The sequence below is a fragment of the Rhodopirellula sp. UBA1907 genome (assembly GCF_002337565.1).
Taxonomy (GTDB): Bacteria; Planctomycetota; Planctomycetia; order Pirellulales; family Pirellulaceae; genus Rhodopirellula; species Rhodopirellula europaea.
The window spans coordinates 92,173-115,614 of the sequence record NZ_DDGH01000089.1; the positions used below are offsets into that span (position 1 = coordinate 92,173).

20 protein-coding genes and 1 pseudogene are annotated in these 23,442 nt (G+C 56.9%); 4 read left to right on the top strand and 17 right to left on the bottom strand.

Annotation, left to right across the window (positions count from 1 at the left end):
• A pseudogene (locus B2R17_RS19630) lies at nucleotides 1-414 on the bottom strand (serine/threonine protein kinase); the annotation flags it as partial.
• A gap of 31 nt (nucleotides 415-445) precedes the next feature.
• On the opposite strand from B2R17_RS19630, the gene B2R17_RS19635 reads away from it, so the two are divergent.
• Nucleotides 446-1,777, top strand: coding sequence for a GNAT family N-acetyltransferase (locus tag B2R17_RS19635; RefSeq protein ID WP_286765301.1), 1,332 nt, complete (start codon nucleotides 446-448; stop codon nucleotides 1,775-1,777).
• A 9-nt stretch (nucleotides 1,778-1,786) separates the two neighbouring features.
• On the top strand, nucleotides 1,787-2,515 hold the full coding sequence (locus B2R17_RS19640) for a GNAT family N-acetyltransferase (protein WP_286765302.1): 729 nt from the start codon (nucleotides 1,787-1,789) through the stop codon (nucleotides 2,513-2,515).
• Here the strand turns inward: B2R17_RS19640 and B2R17_RS19645 are convergent.
• From B2R17_RS19645 to B2R17_RS19675, 7 genes are all read right to left on the bottom strand, one after another.
• Nucleotides 2,498-3,427 carry an alpha/beta hydrolase gene (locus tag B2R17_RS19645; protein WP_286765303.1) on the bottom strand — a complete coding sequence of 310 codons (930 nt, stop codon included), beginning with the start codon at nucleotides 3,425-3,427 and terminating at the stop codon, nucleotides 2,498-2,500. The two genes, B2R17_RS19640 and B2R17_RS19645, sit on opposite strands and share 18 nt — an antisense overlap.
• A gap of 5 nt (nucleotides 3,428-3,432) precedes the next feature.
• Entirely contained in the window at nucleotides 3,433-4,287 is an 855-nt protein-coding gene (locus tag B2R17_RS19650) for a hypothetical protein (RefSeq protein ID WP_286765304.1), read from the bottom strand.
• Nucleotides 4,284-4,808 (bottom strand): hypothetical protein, encoded by a 525-nt coding sequence (locus B2R17_RS19655; protein ID WP_286765305.1) that lies wholly within the window; start codon nucleotides 4,806-4,808, stop codon nucleotides 4,284-4,286. The genes B2R17_RS19650 and B2R17_RS19655 overlap by 4 nt, the downstream gene beginning before the upstream one ends.
• Before the next feature lie 212 nt (nucleotides 4,809-5,020).
• A complete protein-coding gene (gene gatB / locus B2R17_RS19660) occupies nucleotides 5,021-6,514 on the bottom strand; it encodes an Asp-tRNA(Asn)/Glu-tRNA(Gln) amidotransferase subunit GatB (protein WP_286765306.1) in 1,494 nt (497 codons plus the stop codon).
• A 66-nt stretch (nucleotides 6,515-6,580) separates the two neighbouring features.
• Nucleotides 6,581-7,447, bottom strand: coding sequence for an alpha/beta hydrolase (locus B2R17_RS19665; RefSeq protein ID WP_286765307.1), 867 nt, complete (start codon nucleotides 7,445-7,447; stop codon nucleotides 6,581-6,583).
• Nucleotides 7,444-8,631, bottom strand: a complete 1,188-nt coding sequence (locus B2R17_RS19670; RefSeq protein WP_286765308.1) for a dipeptide epimerase — start codon at nucleotides 8,629-8,631, stop codon at nucleotides 7,444-7,446. The genes B2R17_RS19665 and B2R17_RS19670 overlap by 4 nt, the downstream gene beginning before the upstream one ends.
• Entirely contained in the window at nucleotides 8,618-9,625 is a 1,008-nt protein-coding gene (locus B2R17_RS19675; RefSeq protein WP_008672024.1) for an NAD-dependent epimerase/dehydratase family protein, read from the bottom strand. The genes B2R17_RS19670 and B2R17_RS19675 overlap by 14 nt, the downstream gene beginning before the upstream one ends.
• 377 nt (nucleotides 9,626-10,002) lie before the next feature.
• Here B2R17_RS19675 and B2R17_RS19680 point away from each other — a divergent pair, with 377 nt between their 5' ends.
• Complete coding sequence (locus tag B2R17_RS19680; protein ID WP_286765309.1) at nucleotides 10,003-10,683, top strand: transposase; 681 nt, start codon at nucleotides 10,003-10,005, stop codon at nucleotides 10,681-10,683.
• Nucleotides 10,684-11,090: 407 nt separating this feature from the next.
• On the opposite strand, the gene uvrA is transcribed toward B2R17_RS19680, so the two are convergent.
• Genes uvrA through B2R17_RS19705 form a run of 5 tightly spaced genes read right to left on the bottom strand, consistent with a single transcriptional unit; the run spans nucleotide 11,091 to nucleotide 17,419 of the window.
• Nucleotides 11,091-13,610 carry an excinuclease ABC subunit UvrA gene (uvrA, locus tag B2R17_RS19685; RefSeq protein ID WP_286765310.1) on the bottom strand — a complete coding sequence of 840 codons (2,520 nt, stop codon included), beginning with the start codon at nucleotides 13,608-13,610 and terminating at the stop codon, nucleotides 11,091-11,093.
• Nucleotides 13,607-14,938 carry a CPBP family intramembrane glutamic endopeptidase gene (locus B2R17_RS19690; protein WP_286765311.1) on the bottom strand — a complete coding sequence of 444 codons (1,332 nt, stop codon included), beginning with the start codon at nucleotides 14,936-14,938 and terminating at the stop codon, nucleotides 13,607-13,609. Before B2R17_RS19690 ends, uvrA begins: the two co-directional genes overlap by 4 nt.
• Nucleotides 14,935-15,669, bottom strand: coding sequence for a CDP-diacylglycerol--glycerol-3-phosphate 3-phosphatidyltransferase (gene pgsA / locus B2R17_RS19695; protein WP_286765312.1), 735 nt, complete (start codon nucleotides 15,667-15,669; stop codon nucleotides 14,935-14,937). The genes B2R17_RS19690 and pgsA overlap by 4 nt, the downstream gene beginning before the upstream one ends.
• Before the next feature lie 47 nt (nucleotides 15,670-15,716).
• The gene (gene rimO / locus B2R17_RS19700; protein WP_037254146.1) at nucleotides 15,717-17,147 is read right to left on the bottom strand and encodes a 30S ribosomal protein S12 methylthiotransferase RimO; all 1,431 of its coding nucleotides are present in this window, start codon (nucleotides 17,145-17,147) and stop codon (nucleotides 15,717-15,719) included.
• Complete coding sequence (locus B2R17_RS19705; protein ID WP_286765313.1) at nucleotides 17,147-17,419, bottom strand: hypothetical protein; 273 nt, start codon at nucleotides 17,417-17,419, stop codon at nucleotides 17,147-17,149. Before B2R17_RS19705 ends, rimO begins: the two co-directional genes overlap by 1 nt.
• Before the next feature lie 47 nt (nucleotides 17,420-17,466).
• Between B2R17_RS19705 and lysS the strand changes: the two genes are divergently transcribed.
• Nucleotides 17,467-19,038, top strand: a complete 1,572-nt coding sequence (gene lysS / locus B2R17_RS19710; protein ID WP_286765314.1) for a lysine--tRNA ligase — start codon at nucleotides 17,467-17,469, stop codon at nucleotides 19,036-19,038.
• A gap of 38 nt (nucleotides 19,039-19,076) precedes the next feature.
• Here the strand turns inward: lysS and B2R17_RS19715 are convergent, their stop codons facing one another.
• From B2R17_RS19715 to thrC, 4 genes are all read right to left on the bottom strand, one after another.
• On the bottom strand, nucleotides 19,077-19,295 hold the full coding sequence (locus tag B2R17_RS19715) for a DUF5989 family protein (protein ID WP_008672009.1): 219 nt from the start codon (nucleotides 19,293-19,295) through the stop codon (nucleotides 19,077-19,079).
• Between the two features lie 7 nt (nucleotides 19,296-19,302).
• Complete coding sequence (locus B2R17_RS19720) at nucleotides 19,303-19,710, bottom strand: SxtJ family membrane protein (protein WP_236616172.1); 408 nt, start codon at nucleotides 19,708-19,710, stop codon at nucleotides 19,303-19,305.
• A gap of 10 nt (nucleotides 19,711-19,720) precedes the next feature.
• Nucleotides 19,721-21,550 carry a carbamoyltransferase family protein gene (locus tag B2R17_RS19725; protein ID WP_286765315.1) on the bottom strand — a complete coding sequence of 610 codons (1,830 nt, stop codon included), beginning with the start codon at nucleotides 21,548-21,550 and terminating at the stop codon, nucleotides 19,721-19,723.
• A 231-nt stretch (nucleotides 21,551-21,781) separates the two neighbouring features.
• Nucleotides 21,782-23,152, bottom strand: coding sequence for a threonine synthase (gene thrC / locus B2R17_RS19730; RefSeq protein WP_286765316.1), 1,371 nt, complete (start codon nucleotides 23,150-23,152; stop codon nucleotides 21,782-21,784).
• Nucleotides 23,153-23,442 lie beyond the last annotated feature (290 nt).

Genomic DNA, 23,442 nt, shown 5'->3' on the forward strand with positions numbered 1-23,442 from the left:
TTGATTGCCCGCCACAACAGGCGATCCCACATGTCTCGCGTTGAGTTTTGTCTTCCAAGCGTAGTCGTCTTCGCTCCAAGTCGAAGGCAATGTGCCGGATCCGGCGTCGCCGTATGAGCTGGGGCCGTGGAATTGAGTCCAAGACGATGTCGACTCAGTGGAGGCCGGTTCGTTGGCCGACGCGACGGACATGGATGAGGTGCTGGCGACGACGCATCCGCCCAAAATGGCGCGGCGAATCAGCGTGGCCCAACGTGAAGAAACGTGTGGTTTGTTGTGTGGTGCGGAGGTGGGCATGGGCTTTGGTGGGGTGGAGGACGGCGTTGCAATCAGATTGCGACGGTTGTGCGGGTTGGGTTGAGTCTCTGCGTGAAGACGCACAGATTGTAAGTCAAAACGATTCGTTTGTTGCAATGGGCAATCGGGGGGTGGTCTAAAGTTCCGCATGATCCACATTGAAATTAGCGATTCGCCCGAAGACTTGCTGGCCGACGGGAATACCTGGGACCGCCTGGCGGGCGGGATTCCATTTCGTCAGACCGTTTGGTTGAGATCGTGGTGGCAGCAGTTTGGCGACGCCGAACGAGCTTTCTTCATGGTCGCCCGCGATGAATCGGGTGATTGCCGCGGATTGCTGCCGTTGGAGCGAACCGAGGGTGATTTTCGTCGGTTGCAAACGCTCGCAGCCGGAAACGTGTGCACCGATCACGTTTCAATTTTGGTGCGACCGGAAGATCGCGAAGAGGTTGCCACCGCATTTGCGAAACATTTGATTCAATGTTCCGCCGACCGAAAACATGGTTGGGACCAAATTGATTTTGACGGCACCATCGCAGGGGATCCCGCGATGAAAGTCTTTTCGCGATGCCTTGTTGCGGATGACGTGCCGACCAGCATCCACAGTCGGATGCATCTTTGGTTCAACCGCTGCGAAGCGACGTGGGAAGACTTGCTGGCAACGCGTTCGCGAAAGTATCGCAATCGAGTTCGCGGTTTGCTTCGCAAGTTGGACGAAAGCGACGGAGAGCTCTTCGTCCGCGATGCGGGGTCTCCGGAAGAAGTTCACATGGGACTGATGAAGCTGATTGAGTTGCATCAGAAACGTTGGCAAGACGTCGGTGAACCCGGAACGTATGCCGATGAACGCATGGTTCAATTTGTCACCGATGCCACCATCGAAATGAGCCAACGCGGGCGACTGGTGTTGCCTCAATTGATCTACAAAGGTGAAGTCATTGCGACCGAGTTGCACTACATCGGTGATGATGGACGACAGTATTGCTACAGCACCGGTGTCAATCATGCTTATCCAGATCTGAAGCCGGGCATCATGTTGAACTCGCACATGTTCCGTGAAGCTCACCGACTTGGTCGAGCAGGCATCGACTACATGCGAGGCGATGAAACCTACAAGGGACGCCTGCACTCGCGTCCGATTCCACTCTTGGAAATCTCTGTGTTTGCCAAGCACGCTCGCGGGCAAATGCGAATGGCTCAAGATCGTGCGACTCAGCTATTGAAGGTGCAGTGGCGCCGTATGAAGGATCTACCGCAAGATCAGCCGCTCACTCTAGACGAAGCCTTCGCCGAAGAGCATCGGGACTTTCTGCCCGATCAAACGATCACGCAGGACTTTGTTGAAGAGACACCGGCGAGCATCTCAGTTGCGTTGGACTCCACCGTCGAAGAAGCGGATGACCTTTCCGATTCACCCGTGATCTACTCGATTCGTGACTACCAGCGTGCGGATGACTTCTCGCCCGAACCGAGCAATTGAGAATTGAATATGTCAGCGATGCTAGCGATTCTCTACCGAGCGATACGGCGACTGCATGTGATGGATGTCACGTGTTTGTTGCACGCAACAGCGGAACAAGCGGCCGTCGCTGCGGAGCGTCGATCCATTGGCCTCGATTCGGACGACTTTGTTGCTCGTGCAATTGAGCCAGATCAGCTCAAGCAGCTGCGTCAGGAAGGTCACATTGACCCGATCGTAGGATCCGGGATCGTCCACACGGATGCATCACGTGAGCATGGTCCGGGGGATCAATGGCTGTTTGGAATGTGGGATGGCGACCGCGTGGTTTCTTTCGTTTGGGCGGCGACTGGCTACATTCCCGCGACTGAAAACTTCAGCCGGAGTGCTCACTTAGGATCGTCACTCAATATGCCTGCGCACTGTGGGTTTCTGTTCAATGCGTGGACCGACTTGGATTATCGCGGCCGCGGGCTCATGGCGACTTTGCTTCGAAAGTTGATCAGGGACGACGCCCTGGAACTGAAACTTCACGACTGGTTCGCAACGACGGATTGGACCAATGCTGCTTCGCAAAGCACGTTCTATAAGTCTGGTTTTGAACGCGTCGGACGGCTGTATCGCGTCGGTCGCGGACGAATGCAAGCCAGCGTTGTGCCTGATTTGGAACGTCGCATGAAAGAGACGGTGCTGACCGAATCGAGCCGTCAAAAGCCAGGGATCGCCTTGGATGCACCAGGGCTACGCTGGTCTTTGTGATTGACGAATCGCCCAATCCAATGCGTTGTTGATCGCTGGGCGATGCTCTTCTTCCAGGACGTCGTCGTGACTCAGACCGGCAAGTTCCACCACCATTTTTTGCCCAGCATAAGCGGCATGGATTGCCATCTGATATTCCGGCAACACCAGTGAATCTTTCTCTGACATGAGAAACACAGCCGGGACTTTGCACCGGCCGGCCAAATCGATCGCATCGACGTTTTTGGGCAGCACCGCGGAGACGTGCTGCATCGCGGTGGTTGCCCGATAGCGAGCTGAGATGTTGAGGATGACGCGGCGCAAATCAGGTGGATTGCGAATCCACATGATTGCGGATGGATACGCATCCATCAACGACGCCGCAACATGCATCGCGGGCAGGCATCCCAGGCTGTTGCCGCACAACCAAATTCGTGTTGAGCAGCCATCGGCGGTTGTTTGTGTCCGGGCATCGAGAACCTTTTGGCTCAAGGCCGCAGCCGCACCGGACAAATTCTTCAGCGTCGCGTGACCGGGACTGCCTCCATAGCCAGGAGGATTCCAGGTCCAAACTTCCGCACTCGGTGAGATCGGTTGGTTGGGTTGCATCGGAAACGGTGTCGACCGCTCAGCTCGTCCACCGGTGCCTGGGAACTTGAGAACAAGATCGTTGGGCGGCGGGATGTCTCTCCAATCATCCAGGTTGCTATTGTCTACAACTTTGCTGGTCGACGCATCGCCAACGCGATGGACAAAGCATTCAATCCATTCGTTGGATGCGGAACCATTGGCATTCGAATTCGCATGATCCAACAATGAAACTCGACAACGAACCTGAGGTCGATAGTCGATCGGCTCCGTGGTTGGACGAAGCACAAAGCGATTGAGCAGTCCAAAACGAATGCGTCGGGACCAGTTGCGAATTGGATGCATGCTTTTCATCCACCCATACTCGCTGCCATTTGGTTTTCGGATGGGGGGACATCTTCCGCGGCGATCTGGGGTCGAGGCATCCATCCTGCCAACGACAATCCGACCAGCGGGCTCAGTACAGAGAACAACATGAAATTCGAAAACAAAGCAATGGAAGTGAATACAACCGCACCAATGATTGCCGCCCAACGAGCGGGAAGCAACCAAACTGCGAATCCTGCGACAGTTTCGACCAGCACGACTTTGCGGCTATAAATCGTTGCGATGTTGCGAAGCGTTTCGCCATCAAAGCTGGACCGCAACCAATTGAAAACCCAGAAGTCTCGGTCGAGGAAATAGATTTCCCACAACACGTCGCCGGACCAGTATTCTGCCGTCCATTTTCCCGAAGCTCCACCCAGAAGAACGACCGAAACAATCACCCGACTGAGACGCCCCGCTTTCCGGTAGAGTTCCTCCGGCATGTCGATTTCTAGTCGCGTGGTGTACCAAAACGCCCACAGGCTGCACCACCAAATCGTGACGAACGTCATGTCGTTGTAGCTGCCTTGATGCCAGATCATCACTGTCGCCGAGATCCAGGTCACTGCAGCGGCAACGCATCGACGCATTCGTTGTTCGGTGATCCAGGCGGCGACAACGGAGATGGCCGCCGCTAAGAATGCGATTCGCAACACCGTTGCTGACTGCAACCATTCCGGAAAGAATTCGTGGTGGATTGGAATGGCTTCGTAGATGCGATCGGCCAGCAGAAAGAACTTCCACTTCCAAAACAGACCCAGCATCATGCCGGCCCAAGTCAGGTGCAGCGGCGTCCATTCGGTCCAGCGAAGCTTTGTCGGAGAAGCAATGGAGTTCATGGCGATGTCTCCTCTGCCAACACCATTTGCCAAACGCCGGCATCGTCACGGGTCAATTCATAAGTTGATTGCATCGACTCGCCGCGATAGTGGGACTCAACCACCAACCATCGCGGGTCGTCTTCCTGCAGGTAACGAACTCGACCGTTGGCAAACGTGAACTCACGCACCGGATAGTGGTTGATCGTTCGTGTGGCTAAGACACCCAGTCCACTCGTGTCTTCTTCCAAGGGCGACAACCAGAGCGGATCAACCAGCCCGGCCAGTTCACCTGCCGGTGGTAAGTCGCGAACCTCGGTGGTGTTCTTGAAGTTGTACATCGCCGGGATCGGCGTTTGGATCGCCCACCAGGCGAACGACGGCGTTCGCAAGTGGAACCGCTGCATCGTCGACTGAACAATCGGCGGGCAAATGGGCATCAGCAGCAACCAAGCAGCGACAATCGCGGCGACGGTGAGCAGGATGCGATATCCCCAATCCGGTTTCGCTCGATTCAACGAAGATGTCGCGGGAGCGTTCATGGGACCTTGGCCGATGGATGAAGTCCGACGAGATGTCGTTGAACGACCGCACGCCGAATGAGAATACTCAAACGTACCCCACACCCAATCATCGGCACCCAAGGAGGCGTTTCTGCGACGTCACGCCACCGTTCGGCTCACGACTGGATCCAGACCGGAACGATTGTGCCGATTGTGCGGGAACGCTGTCTTCCTCCACCACGATCCGCGAACTACATCTTCGCGATCAGGTCGATCAGCAATTGGCGAACGGCCTGCGGTGATGCGTTCGGGTTTTTCTTTTTGGCTTGTCCGATCAAGGCTCCAACCGCTTGTTGCTTGCCGCCCTTCACGTCCTCGACAACTTGCGGGTTGGCCGCCAGCAGTTCCTTGCACAGCGATTCCAGCGCGTCGTCGTCAACCGCTTCGATGCCCAAAGACTTGGTCGCTTGTTCGATCGACTCGTCATGCGTCAGCAAGTGTTCGAACACATCGCGAGCGCGATTGTTGTCCAGCTTTCCGTCGGCGATCATGCGGATCAATTCACCAAGTCGCTCGGCTGGAATGGGGAACGCATCGATGTCGATGCTGCGTTCCTTCATCGTCCGCATGACGTCCTGCATCATCCACGACGATGTGCGACGGCCATCGCCGCTGGCTCCCACGGCGGTCTCGAAGTATTCGATCACGTCCGGGCCTTGGTTGACGATCACGTCGGCGTCGTAGGGTTTGATGCCGTGCTGAGTCTGCAGTCGCTCTCGCGTCACCGCTGGCAATTCACCCAACGATTCCCCGATGGATTCCACGTATTCGCGAGGCAGGCGGACGGGCAGCAAATCGGGGTCGGGGAAGTATCGGTAGTCGGCCGACTCTTCCTTTTCTCGCTGAGCAAAGGTTTGCTCGGCGGAGTCATCCCAACCGCGGGTGGTCTTGGGAGCGTCGTCGATCGTTTGGCGATTCTCTTCCCAATCGACCAGTTGGCGTTGCACTTCGTAGTCGATCGCACGCTGAACATTTCGGAAGCTGTTGAGGTTTTTGATTTCGACGATCGGGGTCGCGATCTTTTTGCCTTCGACGTCGATGTGCAGGTTCACGTTGGCGTCGACCCGCAGACTGCCTTCTTGCATCTCGCAATCAGAAACCTTCAGGTGAGTGAGCAGCAATTTGAGTTCGCTGAGGTAAGCCTTGGCCTCATCGGCCGACCGGAGGTCCGGTTGACTGACGATTTCCAACAGAGGCGTGCCGCATCGGTTGAGGTCGATCTTGGTGTCGCTGATGCCCGACGCTTCGTCGTGCATGCTCTTGCCGGCGTCCTCTTCCAAGTGAGCTCGTACGAGTCCGATTCGGCGTTCGGTCTCGCCGTCGTCCGTGCTGATTGCCAGGTGCCCGTCGGCGCAGATCGGCAAATCGAACTGGCTGATCTGATAGCCCTTCGGCAAATCGGGATAGAAGTATTGTTTGCGGTCCCACTTCGTCAGCGGTGGGATGTCGCAGTTGAGCGCCAATCCGGTTTTGACCGACAAGGCGATCGCTTCGCGGTTCATCACCGGAAGCGCCCCCGGCATTCCCAAGCAGACCGGGCACACCTGAGTGTTGGGTGGGGCACCAAATTCGGTGGTGCATCCGCAAAACAGCTTGGTTTGCGTTTTCAGTTGGACGTGGACTTCCAGCCCGATGATGGTCGTGACGGGATATTTTTGGCAGGCCAAGATCGCGGAGGCAGTCATGCGGTGAGCCGGTGAGTCAGGAAAAACGGAGATTCACCGGCAATATCCCGCATCCTTCCAATGGGCTCAATCCCCAGCGAATCGGTCGCTGATCCGGCTCGCCCAGTTCGTCAGATCACGAAAATAGGGCCGCGGGTCGGGTTCGAACTCAAACGTGTGAGCCGCTTCGTCGTAGCACGTGCATTCTTTGTCGCTCGCCGCCATCCGATCAAACATTTCGCGTGTTTTCGGGTTGTCGACGATCCGGTCTCGCCCGGCCAAAACCAACCAAGTTGGAGTGCGAATCGTCGGGGCGACCTCCCGGGCGTGCTGGGTCAGCTTTCGGTCTTCCAACGCGAACCGGACGCTGACTTTCCGCAGCGTCAGCGAATCCTTTTGGATGAACGATTGCCAGCGAGCGACTCCGGTGAACAACGCGGGATCCTTCAGCGGAATCGGAACCCGCAATCCGCCAAGGCCCAACCGCGAAAGTCCGCCGAGCAATCGGTACTTGGCCGGCGAAGGAAACTGCGCCGCGTAGATTCCAGGACAAACGAGTGCCAACCCATCGATCAGATCAGGATGCTCGGCCGCCAATACGGCCGCCAATTTTCCGCCCCAACTGATTCCACCCAGGATCAAGGGAACGTCACGCGGTTGAGTTTTCAGAAAGCAAACCACGTCGTCGATCCACTGACGCCAGTCATCGACATCACCACGCCGAGACGGGTTGCCTCCCGAGCCGCGTCGGTCCAGGAAGTGGACTTCAAATCCATTCTGAGCCAGAGCATCGCAACTGGCCAAATACCATCCCGAGTGACTGACGATACCGTGCAAAAACACCACGCGACCGCGCGGACGAGTCACACTCCAGCGTCGCGACATCAATCGCAGCCGACCGGCACCGTCGAACATCTCGATCTCGCACCGTGGCGATTGCTGCGCGCCATTCATTGAGCATCGATCACAAACGCACGTTCCGCTTTCGCGTTCTGTCGCAACCAATCTTCGCGAATGGTGACTCCCAGGCCTGGTGAATCGAGTGCCGGTGCCCAGCCGCCGTATCGGAACGTGATGTCCTCCTGCGTTGGCAAAGTGGTCAGCAAGTGTCGATCGTACGAACCTTCGAGGTATCGAATGTCGCGAACGGAGCTGGCCCAGTGTCGGCCGGCAGCGGAGAGGACACCGGACTCGCCGGGATGACACCCGAGTTGGTAACCGAGTCCCGACGCTCGGGCAAACGCGGCCAAGCGGAGGCAACTCAAGAAGCCGCCGCACTTGGAAAGCCGAAGGTTGAACAGGTCGCACGTGCCCCACTCGATGGCCCGCTTGGCATCCATGCGGCTGGTCAGTGATTCGTCCAGCATGATCGGAACGCCAATTGATTCGCGGAGCGACGCGAGGGCATCGACCTCATCGTGAGCCACCGGTTGCTCGATGCAGGTCACACCAAACTCGCGAAGCGGACGCATCTTCTCGATGACTTCCTCGGGGCGCCAGGCTTCGTTGGCATCCAACCGCAGATCCACTCCACCGCCAATCCAGCGTCGAATTCGAGCGACACGTGACGGGTCGTCTTGCCCGTCCACACCGACTTTGATTTTGCATTGAGCGAACCCATAGGCACGCATTTTGAGAGCGGAGATTCGCTCGCTTTTGGCACCGGAAGATGTGATCGTGGTGGAGTAGCGAACGCCAGGTTGTTTCAGGTGGATCTCGGATGCTTCGGCAACATGCGGCACCACTTCTCTGACAGGTTGCCCGAAGTGTTTGCCAAACGCATCGAGCAAGCTCAGTTCCACCGCGCATCGCAGCGAGTTCGAACCACAGCCACGAGGATCATCGGCTTCGTTGTGGAATTCCAATTCATCGCAGATCGATATCACATCCGGCCAACTGGATGCCGGTCGCGTCAGTGCAGGTTGCAGATTGGATCGCGAGAGTTGTTGCAAGCATCCTTCGGGCGTTTCCCCCGTCACGTAAGGTCGCGGGACACCTTCGCCCCAGCCGATCGTGCCGTTGGCCAACTTGCATCGGATCAGCAGGTTGATGCTTTCGGTTCGCGTGAACGAAGCATGTTTGATTTCGCGTTTGAGTGGCAGAGGAACCAGGAACGCGGTGAGTTCAGTGACTTGCATTTTCTGCCGCCCACTTCAGTGCGTCTTGGATCCCTTCGCGAAAATCGATTCGCGGTTGATAGCCGAGCAAGCGTTTGGCCTTCTCGATGCTGAAGTCCAAATTCAGCGTCATGAACTTCATCGTCGCTCCGGTCAGCAAAGGTGGCTCGTCCGCACCGCGAATTCGGCCGTAGGTTTCGAGGACCGGGCGAGCGACTTTGGCGAACCACAGCGGAACACGTTTGGGCGGTGGAAGCTCAAGGAAGTCCGCCACCGCGCCGAGGAATTCCGCTCGCGTGACCAAACGCTCGTCTCGCAAGTTGAAGGTCTCACCCACCGCCGCGTCGTGGTCGATGCACAGCAACAATCCGTCGATCAGGTTGTCGATGTTGGTGTTGTTGAGCACTCGCCGGCCGTCGCCGATCATCCGGATCGAACCGTTTCGGAACCGCTGCATCAACCTTGGCAAAATCCGTCGATCGCCTTCGCCATAAGTGAATCCGGGCCGAGCGATCACGGTTGGCATGCCGTCCTTTTGGTGGGCAGCATTCACGAGTCCTTCCGCGAGTGCTTTCGTGTGGGTGTAGCCATCGAAACCGCGAAGGTCGACGGGCGTGGTTTCATCGGTGCCGAAGTGGTGCTTGGCTTGGTAGACACCGAGTGCACTGAGGTGAACGAGCCGACGCAATCGGTCCGAGCCTGATGCAAAACGCAGCAGGTCTTCGACCGCGTCCAAGTTGATTGCTCGGTAGGTCGACACCGGCCCCCAATCACCCACATGAGCCGCGGTGTGAACGATCACGTCACTCTTGCGAATCGCGTTCTGGTACGCGGCGTTGGGATCGGTCAAATCCGATTCGACCCACTCCACATCGCAGCCATCCAGAACCGAACGATCCGATCCCGATCGCACAACCGCCCGCACGTGGTGCCCCGCAGCCGCCGCACGTCTCACCACCGGGGCACCGATCATGCCGGTCGCTCCGGTCACCAGAATGCTTTCGGGATGAGGCATGGTTGCAAAAGGATGGCTGTTTGCGGAGGCGATGGTGGGAAATCTTTGGAACTGGGTGGTTTTACCAGCGTCCAAGGGTCAACGAAAACGCAAGCCTAACCATGGCGCACGTCGTGGGAACCCACCCTGCTCCATCGAAACCACTATCTTCACCAGTATCCCGCGATTGAAGGGCGAAAGTCTGGCGGGCCGTTTCTCGTTGAAATCGTCTTGCCACCGAAAATGAGTGAGGGCGATAGCCAACGATGGAGACAACGAACCATGCGATACGATCGTAGCTTGGGCACTCCTGCCCGAGAATCATTGCAATTTCGTTTGGGCACTCGCGCCCGGGGTGACTTGGACGGGCAAGAGTGCCCATCCTACGGAGATGTTCGATGAGCGAACCATTCAATCTTGATGCGCCGCCGGGGTTTCGAGGGCTTGATCCCGACAAACCTCTTCGCAAATACATTCGCCACCTCCCTCACTGGCGACAAGATGGAGCCACCTACGCCGTTACGTTTCGACTTGCCGATTCACTGCCCCAAGCGAAGCTCGAAATGCTAGCGTCTATGCGCCGCGAGTGGGAAGCGAAGTTTCCTGAACCGAGGTCCGAGAAAGCTTGGCAACGGTACGCGCGAACCGTCACCAGTCGCGTCAACGAGTGGCTCGATCAAGGTTCCGGGGAATGTCATTTTTCCAATTCGCATTTCGCGAATGAATTGGCGCGAGCCATCCTGCATTTCCAAAACGAACAATATCACGTGGCAAGCTATGTCGTGATGCCGAATCACTGCCATTTGATTGTGCGTCCGTTTAGTGCCTTTGAACTGGAGGATCTGTTGAGGGCGATCAAGGGTGTGACTTCACGGTTTGTCAATCGTGAGTTGGGGCGCATAGGTGAGTTGTGGCAACAAGAGAGTTTTGATCGAATCATTCGAGATGAAGAGCATCTTTACAATGCGATCCAGTACATCGGCGACAACCCGTCGAATGTCGGATTGCCTGAATCGCAATGGTTTCGTTGGGTCGATCCAGGATGGGAAGCACTCCAATGGGGATTCCGTGAATCTTAAAGTAGGATGGGCACTCTTGCCTTTTTATACCCCACATCTCGAAACACCAAAGATTAGTGTCCGATCAGAGTGGATTAGTGTTCCACCAGAGCGGTCAAGGGAACACTAATCGCCGCTAATCAAACACTAATGATTCCTCGGCAAGGGATGTTTGGCTTTAAACCGCTTGCATTCCCAACGCAAGCGGCTCTCAAAAGATGTGGGGTACAAAAAGGCACTCTTGCCCGTCCGTCGGAATGATCTCGCCCGTCAGGGTATTCTCGGGCAAGAGTGCCCAAGCTACGTGACGGGTAGGAGTGCACGGGGTGGCTTGGACGGGCAGGAGTGCCCATCCTACGTGGCGGCCAACCATGGCTGGCTCTCTCGTCCGAAGATGATTTCGAACGTGAAATCATTCGCTGGATGACTCACCGCAGTCGCAGGAATTTTCCGGTGGCGGATTCGGGGCAGGCGGCGATGATTTCTGGCGGGCCTTCGGCGATCAGGTGGCCGCCTTGTGAGCCGCCGCCGGGGCCAAGATCGAGCAGCCAGTCGCAGGTGGCCAGCAGATCGGATTGGTGTTCGATGACCAGCACTGTGTTGCCGGCTTCGACCAAGCGATCGAGCACGACGAGCAGTCGCTGCACATCAGCAAAGTGCAATCCAGTCGTGGGTTCGTCGAGCACGTAAAACGTTTTGCCAGTTGCCGGTCGCGCGAGTTCCGTGGCCAGTTTGATCCGTTGGGCTTCGCCACCGCTGAGTGTGGTGCTGGATTGCCCCAGCGTCACATAGCCCAGTCCAACGTCGACGAGCGACGTCAGCAGGTGATGGACTTTGGGCACGTTTTCGAAGAACTCTTGGGCCGCGTCGATAGTCATGCCGAGCACGTCGGCGATCGTGGCTCCCTTGAACCGGACTTGCAGCGTTTGGCGGTTGAAGCGTTTGCCGCCGCAGCGTGAACACTCGATCAACAAGTCGCTGAGGAAATTCATCTCGATGCGTTCAAAGCCGTTGCCTTTGCAGACGTCGCAGCGACCGGCCGGACTGTTGAAGCTGAAGCGATTCGCGGCGAACCCGAGCGTCTTGGCTTCTCGCGTGCTCGCGTAGACTTGCCGAATCGGATCCATGACACCGGCGTAGGTGGCGGGGCAACTTCGCGTCGTTCGGCCGATGGGTGTTTGGTCGATGGGAACCAGTTTGTCGATGTGCTGAGCGCCGGTCAGCCGTTTGTGGGGGCCGGGTTGGTCGGCGACCAGTTCCAGCTTCGCAGCCAGAGCTGGGTAGAGTGTGTCAACAATCAATGAGCTCTTTCCGCTGCCGGAAACGCCGCTGACCCCGACCAAGCATCCCAGCGGGATTTTTGCGGTGACGTTTTGCAAGTTGTTCAGCGTCGCACCGCTGAGCGTCAGCTGATGTGATTTGCGAGGCGTGCGTCTTGGCCGGTCCAGTCCAATCTTCGAGCGTCCGGACAGGTAGGCTCCCGTTGGGCTGGCCTCATCATCGGCGACTTCTGCCGCGGTGCCTTGGCTGACCAACCGGCCGCCATGCCGACCCGCACCGGGGCCGATGTCGATGACGTGGTCCGCGGCTTGGATGGTGTCCTCGTCGTGTTCGACAATCACGATGGTGTTGCCGGCGGTCTGCAATTCCTTGATCGCGGCGAGTAACCGGTGGTGGTCAGCGGGATGCAGTCCAATCGAAGGTTCGTCCAGGACGTAACAGACGCCGACCAACCCGCTGCCGATGCTGGTGGCCAGACGGACGCGTTGCATTTCGCCGCCGCTGAGCGTTTCCGCTGAACGGTCCAGCGTCAGGTAGTCGACACCGACACGGCGCAAGAAATCGATGCGGCGAACGACTTCGGATTGAATCGGTGCGGCGACTTTTTGTTGCAAAGCGTCGAGCGGTCGGGCAACGTTTTCCATCCACGACTGAGCGTCCGGCAACGGCATCCGGCACAGGGCGTCGATGGAAACGTCGTGAATCGTGACGGCCAGCGATTCCGCTTTCAATCGACCGCCCTCACAAGTCGAACAGGTCACCATGTGCGATTTGTCGCCACGGACGGCAACTTTGCCGAGGCCTTGGCAAGTCGGGCAGGCACCGTAGGGACTGTTGAAACTGAATGTTCGCGGTTCCAGTTCCTCAAAACTTTCACCACACTCCAAACAAGTCATCGAGGTGCTGAACAGTTTGGTTTCCGGTTCGCCGTCCCCGCGATCGATCAAGGCCGAACACATTCCACCCGCAAGACGCAACGCCAACCGAGTGGACTCATCCAGGCGAGCGTCCACACCGTCTTTGATGATCAGTCGGTCGACGATGGCTTCGATGGTGTGATTTTTTCGAACCGCCAGCGGCGGCACATCCTCGAGCAGATACATTTCGCCATCGACGAGGGCACGGACCAAACCGTGGCCGGCGATTTGTTCCAGCACATCCGCGTGAGCCCCTTTGCGGCCGCGAACCATGGGGCTCATTAAAGTTAGCTTGGTGCGATCGGGCAACGCCGCCAATGTCGCGACGATGCGATCAGGTGTTTGCGTGCTGATGGTGCTGCCACATGCGACGCAGTGCGGAACGCCGACTCGCGCGTACAGCAAACGCAGGTAGTCGTAGATCTCGGTGATCGTGGCGACGGTGCTGCGAGCCGAGTGCGAACCGCTCTTTTGATCGATCGACAATGTCGGTGCCAGCCCATCGATCCAGTCCACATCGGGACGCGGGATGGCGTCGAGGTATTGTCGGGCATAAGTCGACAAACTGTCGATGTATTGCCGCTGGCCTTCGGCGAACAGAGTGTCAAATGCGAGCGAGCTTTTACCGCTACCGGAGACTCCCGAGATGACCGTGATCGCGTCGCGAGGAATGTCGACGTCGAGGTTGCGAAGGTTGTGAACCCGGGCACCTCGAATGCGAATCAAGTTGTCCGTGGACGGCGAAATCATGCCCGCGTCATCTCGATCAAAGTCATCACCATGGTCAGTCCGTTGAGCACGAAGTGAACGATGATTGGCGGAATCAGTGAACCAGTCTGGCGATACAAATAGCCAAGCCCGAGTGACAAGAAGAACAATGGGATGGGCGCGAGGCCCTGTCCCCAGTGCAGCAACGCAAACACAAGGCTGGCAACGAAGACGGGCCAGATTGCAGTGGGAGTCCAATCATTGGAATCCGTCTGCATTGCCGTAGGCACTGTTATTGCAAGCGGTTCGGTGCCCGCGGCAGTCCCCGGAGCCATGTAGGCAGCTTCGGTGATGGTTTTCGCTTCACGCTGAGGTTCAAACGTGGGGACACTATCCGGTGTTTCAATGGAGGCGGCTGACTGCTCAAACGATTGTCGCACCATCGAGAGACGCCAGTCGGCCAAGCGTTGCAGGCCGCCCTGCAGCAAGCCGCGGATCCAGAACTCTTCGACGATCGGGGTCACCAATGCGGTCGTTACGAACAGCAATGCGAACACGGCGTAGTTTGGGCCCGTCTCGGGTTCGTCCGGTTGAAGTGCGTCCAGAACGGGATGCGAGTATTCCTGCATGATCGACACCGCAGTCATGATTAACATCGTCGGTGGAAGGATCATCAACGCGGATCGAAACCCGAGACCGATGTCGCCGCGTTGCGGAACCAAACCGATTCGAGAAATGGCGCTGCGATGATTCAGGCACAGGATCATCAACGTGATCACCGTGGCAGTTAGCATCCCCAACGTACTCAGTGTGAGTTGCGGCACGGACAACGCCGGCGATTCTGCCGCCACGCTTTCTTCGGCGGCGTTCGGGGCAGCTTCGTCGGGTTCGCTAATCTGATCAGGGGTTTCCGCGATCGGATCGGTCGCAACCAACGGTTCCGTTTCGGGATCCGATGAGTCTGCGGTTGCGTGTGCCGCCGGTTTTTCAATCCACCCCACGGCTTGAAAGGCACCCTGCAGCAACGAGGAGCTGAAGATCAACGCGCCAATGAATACCACAAAATAGAGTACCGACCAAAAAGGCAGGTGACGCGGCCGGACTGGGATAAAGGCCTTCGCGCCGAATGGACGTTTGCCTCGATACAACAAACGGATCCATTGCGACAGTGAAGTCGCGAATGCGAATATGATCAGGATCGACAAAATCGACAAAGCAATCTCAGGCGGTCCAAGCTCAACCACCTCGGCCGACTCACTTGCCACTTCACTCGCGGTCGTCAAATCCGTTGAGTCCGCCGGTGCGGTGGCATCGCTCTGAGCCAAGAGTGAACATGCCCATTGCGATGTTGTGTGGAACCCGAAACTCATTGGGTCGGGAGCTCGCTGGAGACGGTGCGAAGCTGGGCGTCATCTCGTGACGAAGCACTACCCTTGGTCGTTGCGACATGATTGGTGTGCGAGATGTTGTCAGTGGGCATGGCTTGTGAGGAATCTGGATTGGCGGTGGCAGCTTCGGGTTCCGCGGGAACTTCCAACCCCGCGTCGGACTGCATCACGCGTGCTGCAATCAATGTGTAATCGACACCGGAGTAGACCGTCAGTGCGATGGCTGCCCACAGCAATCCCCACGATGCCCATGCCAACCACATGGGAACGGGGGTGACAATGTAAGTTAGCAACACGGCAACCACGGCCGCACACTGCAGGACCATCTTCCATTTGCCCAGCCAACTGGCCGAGAAGTCGCCGCCGGCACCTTCGATGATGCCGCGTAGACTGGTGACCAGCAATTCGCGAGCGACAACGATGGTGGCCATCCAAGAAGCAACAGGGCTGTCTGGGACCGCCACCAAAGCGATGAATGAGCCGCAAATGATGATCTTGTCGACGAACGGGTCGAAGATCCGTCCAAGTTTGGTGACTTGCCCGTATTTGCGAGCCCAATAACCGTCCATCCAATCCGTCGAGGCCGCGATCAAGAAAACGATCATGGCAGCCAAGTGCATTCCCAACGGGATCAACGCCATCACCGCGATCGCCAACACAAAACGTGCCGACGTCAGTGCGTTGGGGACGTTGTAGATCGAAGGACCAGCCATGAGGCGACCAAAATCAAAGGGGACAAATAAGCAAGTGGTGATTGGTTCTAAGTCGCCGCGGCAACCAAATCGTAACCTTGGGAAGCAACGATCTCGCACGGTCGAATTTGGCCGATTTCCACCGGCGAGTCTGGATCCACTTGCGAGACATAGATCAGACCATCGACATCGGGTGCTTCGCTTCGGGTGCGACCGATGAAGACGCCTTCCTGTTCAGGCATCTCTGCGTCGATCAAAACCTCTTCGATTCCACCGACGCGAGAATCATTCCAATCAAACGCGATTTGTTGTTGCAGTTCCATCAAGTCATCGCGGCGTCGCGCGGCCACCTCGGGATCGACACGGTTGGGCAATCTCGCGGCCGGTGTGTCTTCTTCGATGCTGTAAGTGAACACGCCCAGGTTTTCAAATCGAGATTCCTTGACGAAATCCATCAGCTCGACGAAGTCCTCTTCGGTCTCACCGGGGAAGCCCGTGATCATTGTCGTTCGCATCACCAACGAATCAATTCGCGAGCGAAGCTTTTGCACGATGTCGGTTTGCAGTGCGCGTGTGGTTTTGCGAGCCATGCGTTTCAGCATTTTGTCGCTGGCGTGCTGCAGTGGCATGTCGATGTACGGCACGATTCGCTTGGCCGATGCCAACGTGTCAATCAACGCGTCGTCGATGTACATCGGGTAGAAGTACATGAGCCGAATCCAATCGATCGATTCAATTTTGTCGAGCTCTTTCAACAGCTGATTCAGGCGAGGTTCGCCGTAACGATCCATGCCGTAGTAGGTCGTGTCCTGTGCCACGATGACGACTTCGCGAACGCCGCTGTCACCCAAACGTTTGGCTTCGTCGATGATTTGTTCGATTGGTTTGCTGAAGTGCTTGCCGCGCATCTTTGGAATTGCGCAGAACGTGCACAGCCGATCGCAGCCTTCGCTGATTTTCAGATAGGCGAAGTGACGCGGCGTGACGGCCGAACGCATTGCGTCGCTGAGCGGGTTGACCGCGGCGGGTTTGAAGATCGTGCGTTGTTCTTGCAGTCCTGAATACAGTTCGTCGACCACCGAGACGATGTCGTTGCGACCAAAGACGCCGACCAGGGCGTCGATGTCAGGTCGAGCCTGCAGCAGCTTGTCTTGTTGTCGTTCGGCCAAGCATCCCGTGACGACAACGTTGCGTAGTTTGCCGTCGCGTTTGAGAGCCAGCATTTCGTCGATGGCGGCCATGGACTCATCACGAGCCGAGTCGATGAAACCGCAGGTGTTGACCACGACAAAGTCGGCTCCGTCGACCGAATCGACCATCCGGTAACCGTCGGCGTCGAGGCGACCAAGCATTTGCTCGGTGTCGACGAGGTTCTTCGGGCACCCCAGCGAAACGACCGCGTACCGCCCCCGCGGTTTGCCCGTTTCCGGATCGATCATCGGGTCGATTCCCGGTGTAGCGACCGTCACGTTGTTCTGCGGGAGAATGGGAAGTTGCATCAAACGAAATCAGGATCGAGGGTGGAGAAGCAAAATGCCGCAAAAATCAATTCGCAGGATAATTCGAGCGTTTTCATGGCAAGCCCTTCATTAGAACACAAACCGGCGTTTTCGCAATTTGCAAACGCTGCCATTCGCCGGCGGCGGAAGTCGGTCGAAACGAAATGCTGCGGCGTCTTCTGATCCAGAGCCCAAGTCCGGGTGGCGCGCTCGCGAAAAGCGGTGAAGTCGTAAAAAACGGCTCCCTTGCGTGAATTAGTCGGCAAATTCACAATCGTCAGCCCGATTGATTTTTTCCACCTTCGCAAGTGCATTTGCCGTGACCGATACGCCTTCCAACGCCGACGACCTTGATTTGACCGACCCGCACGCGGCTCGTCGGCACAAACTGGAAGAAATCACCGCGAAAGGCATCGATCCGTGGGGCCAGCGTTTCGACGACCGTTTGTTGGTCAGCGAGTGCCGCGACCGCATTCCACAGATCCAGTGGCAACAAAAGGACGGTGAAACGATCGCCCTGCCCGATGTCGAAAGCGAAGAAGTCGACTACCGCCAATGGAAAGCCGACAACGGCCCAGGCGAGGAAATCGGCCCGATCGTTCGCGTTGCCGGGCGAATCTTGCTGGCCCGGCCGACCGGCAAGTTGATCTTCATGAACATTCGCGACTGGACCGGCGACATCCAGATCTTTGTTGGCAAGAAACAGGTCGGCGACGAAAACTTTGACCTGGCCAAGCTGTTTGATCTGGGGGATTTGATCGGTGTTCAAGGTCGACTGGGCCGCACCAACACGGGCGAGCTGACCGTGTTCGCGGAAGAGCTGATCTTGCTGACGAAGATGTTGGAAGTCCCGCCGGAAAAGCACGCCGGGATGACCAATCAAGACCTGCGCCAACGGATGCGGTATGCCGACTTGGCGTTCAACGATGGCGTGATGCAGACGTTCCTCGATCGCACCAAGATCATCAAAAGCATTCGTTCGACGCTGGACGACCAAGGGTTCTGCGAAGTCGAAGGGCCGACGCTGCACACCGTTCCAGGTGGTGCCGCTGCTCGTCCGTTCGAAACGCATCACAACGCTTTGGACATGAAGCTGACCATGCGGATCGCGTTGGAACTGCACCTCAAGCGATTGATGGTCGGTGGGATGGAACGCGTTTACGAACTGGGACGCGTCTATCGCAATGAAGGCTTGTCGCCACGGCACAACCCTGAGTTCACGATGCTGGAAACCTATCAGGCGTACGGCAATTACGAATCCATGATGGATCTGACGGAGAAGATCATCTGCGACGCGATCGAAAAGATCGGCGGTGGATTCAAACGTGAATACAACGGCACCATGTTGGACTTCACGCCGCCGTTCCAGCGTGCGACGTATGCGGAATTGTTCGAGAAGGCCACCGGCATCGATCCCGCCGACGAAGACGCGGTCAAGGAATACGCCAAGGGGCTGAAGCTGACCATCGATGGCAAACACCCTGATGTGATCCGCAATGAGATCTTTGAAGAGAAGGTTGAGGATTCATTGCAAGGCCCGATCTTCGTGACCGACTATCCGGCCAGCATCTGCCCGCTGACCAAACGCAAGAAGGACAACCCCGAAATCGCCGAGCGATTTGAGATGTTCATCTGCGGAATGGAATTGGCCAACGCCTACACCGAGCTGAACGATCCCGATCTGCAAGAAGAGTTGTTCAAGACTCAGCTTGAAGGTCAGGACGACGAAGACTCGATGGCCAAGATGGACCACGACTTCGTTCGCGCGTTGCGTTACGGCATGCCGCCCGCTGGTGGACTGGGGATCGGCATCGACCGCTTGGTGATGGTTTTGACGAACCAAAAATCCATTCGCGATGTGATTCTATTCCCCGTCCTTCGCCCCGAGTGAGCCGCTGATGGGCTGCGTGGCGACCGCCTCACGCTCGATTAAAACAGTGTGTAGATAAACGGTGCCGCGCCGCTGCTGGCCATGATGCTGAGCAAGCCCACCAGCAACAGCGATCCGATCAGAGGGATCATCCACCACTTCTTGTTCTCGCGCAGGAACATCACGAATTCTTGCAGCAGGCCAATGTCCTGCTGTTCCGATTCGCGTTCGAAATCGCTGGGAGGCGTGGGCTCGGTGGGCGTTTTTGGATCGGACATAGGGAAGCTAAAACTGCTTGAAGTATTGGTCGGGTGTGGGCGTTGATTCGCGGTCGTTCCAGTTACTGGAGCGGCCTTCTTGTTTCAGATTCAGTGGGTCGTGCCCGATCGCTCTCAAGATTAAAGCGATGGGCGTCAGAACGACAAAGTAGATCGTTCCAAACAGCAGATGGCCAACACAAAAGGCGATCGGGTATGTCGCGTATTGCCAGCCGCGAATGATGGGTTGTTGGGAAGCGGTCCAAGCATAGTAGACGGCCGCTACGGCGAGTCCCGCGATCAGCAAAACGAGATTGAGCCATTGCCCAAAGTCGCTCAGCAAAAACGAAGCGATGATAAGGAGTAGGCCCAGCGATAGCCCAAACCAGCGACGCATCGACGGTGATGGTGGAGCATTGAGATCGATTAGTGGCATGGTGGAAAAATCAATCGGGAGCCAGATTGGACAGGTAGGTTTGACTGGAGGCGACCGCACTCTCGGGCTGTTCCTCGCGGAGCATCAAATGATTGCCCACGACCAAGACATCCATTTGGGTCGCCATGAAGCAACGGTAGGCGTCCGCCGCCGTTCGCACGATGGGTTCCCCTCGCACGTTGAAGCTGGTGTTGATCAGTGCCGGACAACCAGTTTGCTCGTGGAACTCTTTGAGCAATGAATGGAATCGAGGCTGGCGATTTTCGCTGACGGTCTGAACTCGAGCCGAATAATCCAGGTGAGTGATGGCGGGCAAGTCACTTCTGACTTGGCGAACGCGTTCGATGCCATCGACGGGAGTGGTCGCATCTTTCCTTCGAGATGGCAAGACATCAAACGTGAACAGCATGTAGGGACTGGATGAATCCTTTTTCATCTCGAAGCAATCACCAGCGCATTCTTCCAAAACCGAAGGAGCAAATGGCCGGAAAGATTCGCGGTATTTGATCTTCAGGTTCATGGTCGACTGCATCTCTGTGTTGCGAGGGTCGCCCAAGATGCTGCGGTTGCCAAGTGATCGCGGGCCGAACTCCATGCGTCCCTGGACCCAGCCGACCACCTTTCCTTCTGCCAATAACCCTGCGACACGTTGGTCGAGATCCGCCACGTGATCGAATGTCTGAACAACGGCACCTGACCGAACCAGGGCATCGAGTTCATTCGATTCGTCGATCGGTGGACCCAGCAACGATCCGTGTTGGGCGTCCTGAGGATTCGCCGTTCGCGAATTTCCTAGCAGTCGGTGCCATATCAGCCAAGCGACTCCGAGGGCGCCGCCGGCGTCTCCGGCCGCTGGTTGAACCCAGATGTTTGCGAAAGGTCCCTCTCGCAACAGTCGTCCATTCGAAACGCAGTTCAGAGCGACACCACCCGCTAGGCAAAGCGAATCACTTCCCGTTTGACGGTGAACATGAGAGGCGAGCTTGAGGATCACTTCTTCCGTGACGACTTGGATGCTTGCCGCGATATCCATGTCGACTTGTCTGACCAGTGACTCTGGATCACGGCGAGAGATACCAAGCAAGCGTTCCAGCTTTTTGCCTGTCATTCGAAGTGTATGAGCGAACGTGAAGTAGTTCATGTTCAGCTCATAGCTTCCGTCTTCGTTCACGCGAATCAATTCTTTGCGAATGACATCGGCAAACGTCGGTTCGCCATAAGGGGCGAGCCCCATCAATTTGTATTCGCCGGAATTGACTCGGAAGCCACAAAAGTAGGTGAAGGCTGAATAGAGCAAGCCAAGTGAGTGTGGGAACCGGATGTCTTGTTTCAGTTCGAGCTTTTCGCGATTCCCAATTCCCCAACTGGTCGTGGTCCATTCGCCAACACCATCCACCGTCAGGATTGCCGCTTCATCAAACGGGCTGGGGTAGAAAGCACTCGCCGCGTGTGATTCGTGGTGTTCGCAGAAAACGATTCGCCGTTTGGTTCGGCCACCAAGGTGCCTGCGGATTTCGCGAGGAATGTGCAGCTTGAGTTGCAACCATGGCGGCATCGCGCGCGAAAAGGATGCGTATCCACGTGGAGCGTATGCCAAGTAGGTTTCCAGCAACCTTTCAAACTTCAGCAATGGCTTTTCGTAGAACCCGACGTAGTCGATGTCTGAGACGCTCGCACCGATCGACTCCAGGCATCCAGCCAATGCCTCGCTGGGGAACGCCGCGTCGTGCTTCTTTCTCGTAAAGCGTTCTTCGCTCGCAGCTGCGACCACAACGCCATCGTTGATCAAGGCGACGGCGGAATCGTGATAGAAGGCAGAGACGCCAAGGATGAGTGTCATGGCAGCAGTTTAGCGTGATCGATTGCCCATGCGATGCTCTTCGGTCGGTGTTGTTCGCGGGACAGATACGTCGCCTATTCTACATGCGACTGCAAACCGTCATTGGTTGCGAGGTGCTTCAAGGTGCGTCTGTCTCACGATTCACGCGGCTGCACCGAAGTTCGAGCAAAGAGTCCGACGACGGGATCGACCATCGAGCCGTCTTCGGATGCGTTCGGTCACGCTTGCAAATCAGGCGTTGTGTTGTTCCAGACGGCGAGCGATCTCATCTTTGACCGCGTTTGCATCGGCCGGCAAGTGGACCGCCGGGTTGGCGTGTTTGCTGTCGATGCCTTCGAGTGTGGACTCGTGGTAGCCGACTTTGAAATCCGTGAATTTCAATCCGTGAGCGGTGCTGATGACAACGGTCTTGTCCTTCGATGAGATCTCGCCACGATCGATCAGTTTCTTCAACACGGCCAAGGCGACGCCGGTGTGAGGGCAAGTGAACATGCCGGTCAGGTCAGCGGACGCGGAGGCTTCGGCCAACTCGTTCTCGGAAGCTTGTTCGACAATGCCATTGGTTTCTTGGACGGCTTTGACCGCTTTGGCGTAACTGACCGGATCACCGATGCGGATCGCATTGGCGAGAGTGTCCTGAGCGGTGACGCTGACCTTTTCCGCAAAGCCGTTCTTGTAAGCGGTGTAGAACGGGTTGGCTCGTTCGGTTTGGGCGGCGACCAATCGAGGCATGCGGTTGATCAGTCCCAAGTCCATCATCAGCTTGAATCCCTTGTAGAGGGCGCTGATGTTTCCGAGGTTGCCAACTGGGATGATGATCCAGTCCGGCACTTCCCATTCGAATTGGCGAACCATTTCGATGCCGACCGTTTTCTGTCCTTCGATGCGAAGGCTGTTCATCGAGTTGGCGAGGTAGATCGAATTGTCCTTCGTGACTTCTTGGACGATTTTCATGCATCCGTCGAAGTCCGTATCGAGAGCTAGCACGTGAGCGCCATTGGCGACCGGCTGGATCAACTGAGCCGTGCTGACTTTTCCAGCCGGCAAGAAGATCACCGCGGGGATACCGGCGTAGGCGGCGTAGGCGGCTAATGCCGCGCTGGTGTCACCGGTGCTGGCACAGGCGACAGCTTTGACGCTGCTGCCTTGAGCCATCATTTGTTTGACGACGCTAACCAAGACGGTCATGCCCAGGTCTTTGAAGCTGCCCGTGTGGCTGTTGCCGCAGAGTTTGATCCACAGATCCGGCACGCCGAGTTGGGCGCCGAGTCGCTCGGCCCAGAAGAGGTTTGTGTTTCCTTCGAACATGCTGACGACATTTTCGTCTGCCAGCGAAGGAACGACCCACTCTCGCATGCCCCAAACACCGCTGCCAAACGGCCATTTCGAGGTGCTGGCACGGGAGTCGAAAAGCTGTTGCCACTGATAGGCATTCTTCTTTTTCAGCGGTTCTCGCTCGTGATAGACCTCCAACAGACTGCCGCAGGTTGGGCAGGTATAGATCACATCAAAGATCGAGTGTTTCGCGCTGCAGCCTGAAATGCAGCGGAAATAGGTGGTTTGGTGATCCACGTCCGGTTTGGACTCGACGGCGAGAGACATGAGGAGATCCTGGTGCGATGGGAATAGGGGCCGATATTATGGTCACAGCCCACTCGCAGGCAAAGGGCGAACCAAAAGTGGCTTGAACTGAGTTTGTCGGCCAGTTTTGGGTCGCTTCGCCAGCATTCCGTCCGAGTGACGGTCCCGCCGCCAACCAGGCTCAGCGGACCCCGTAATATGGGACGCCGTAATACCGTGGCACGGTGTAGTAGGTACCGGTTCCGAACTGCACTCCGCCCGCGGGGCCGATCTGCAGTCCGGTTCCACTGACGGTTCCGGGGACAAAACCG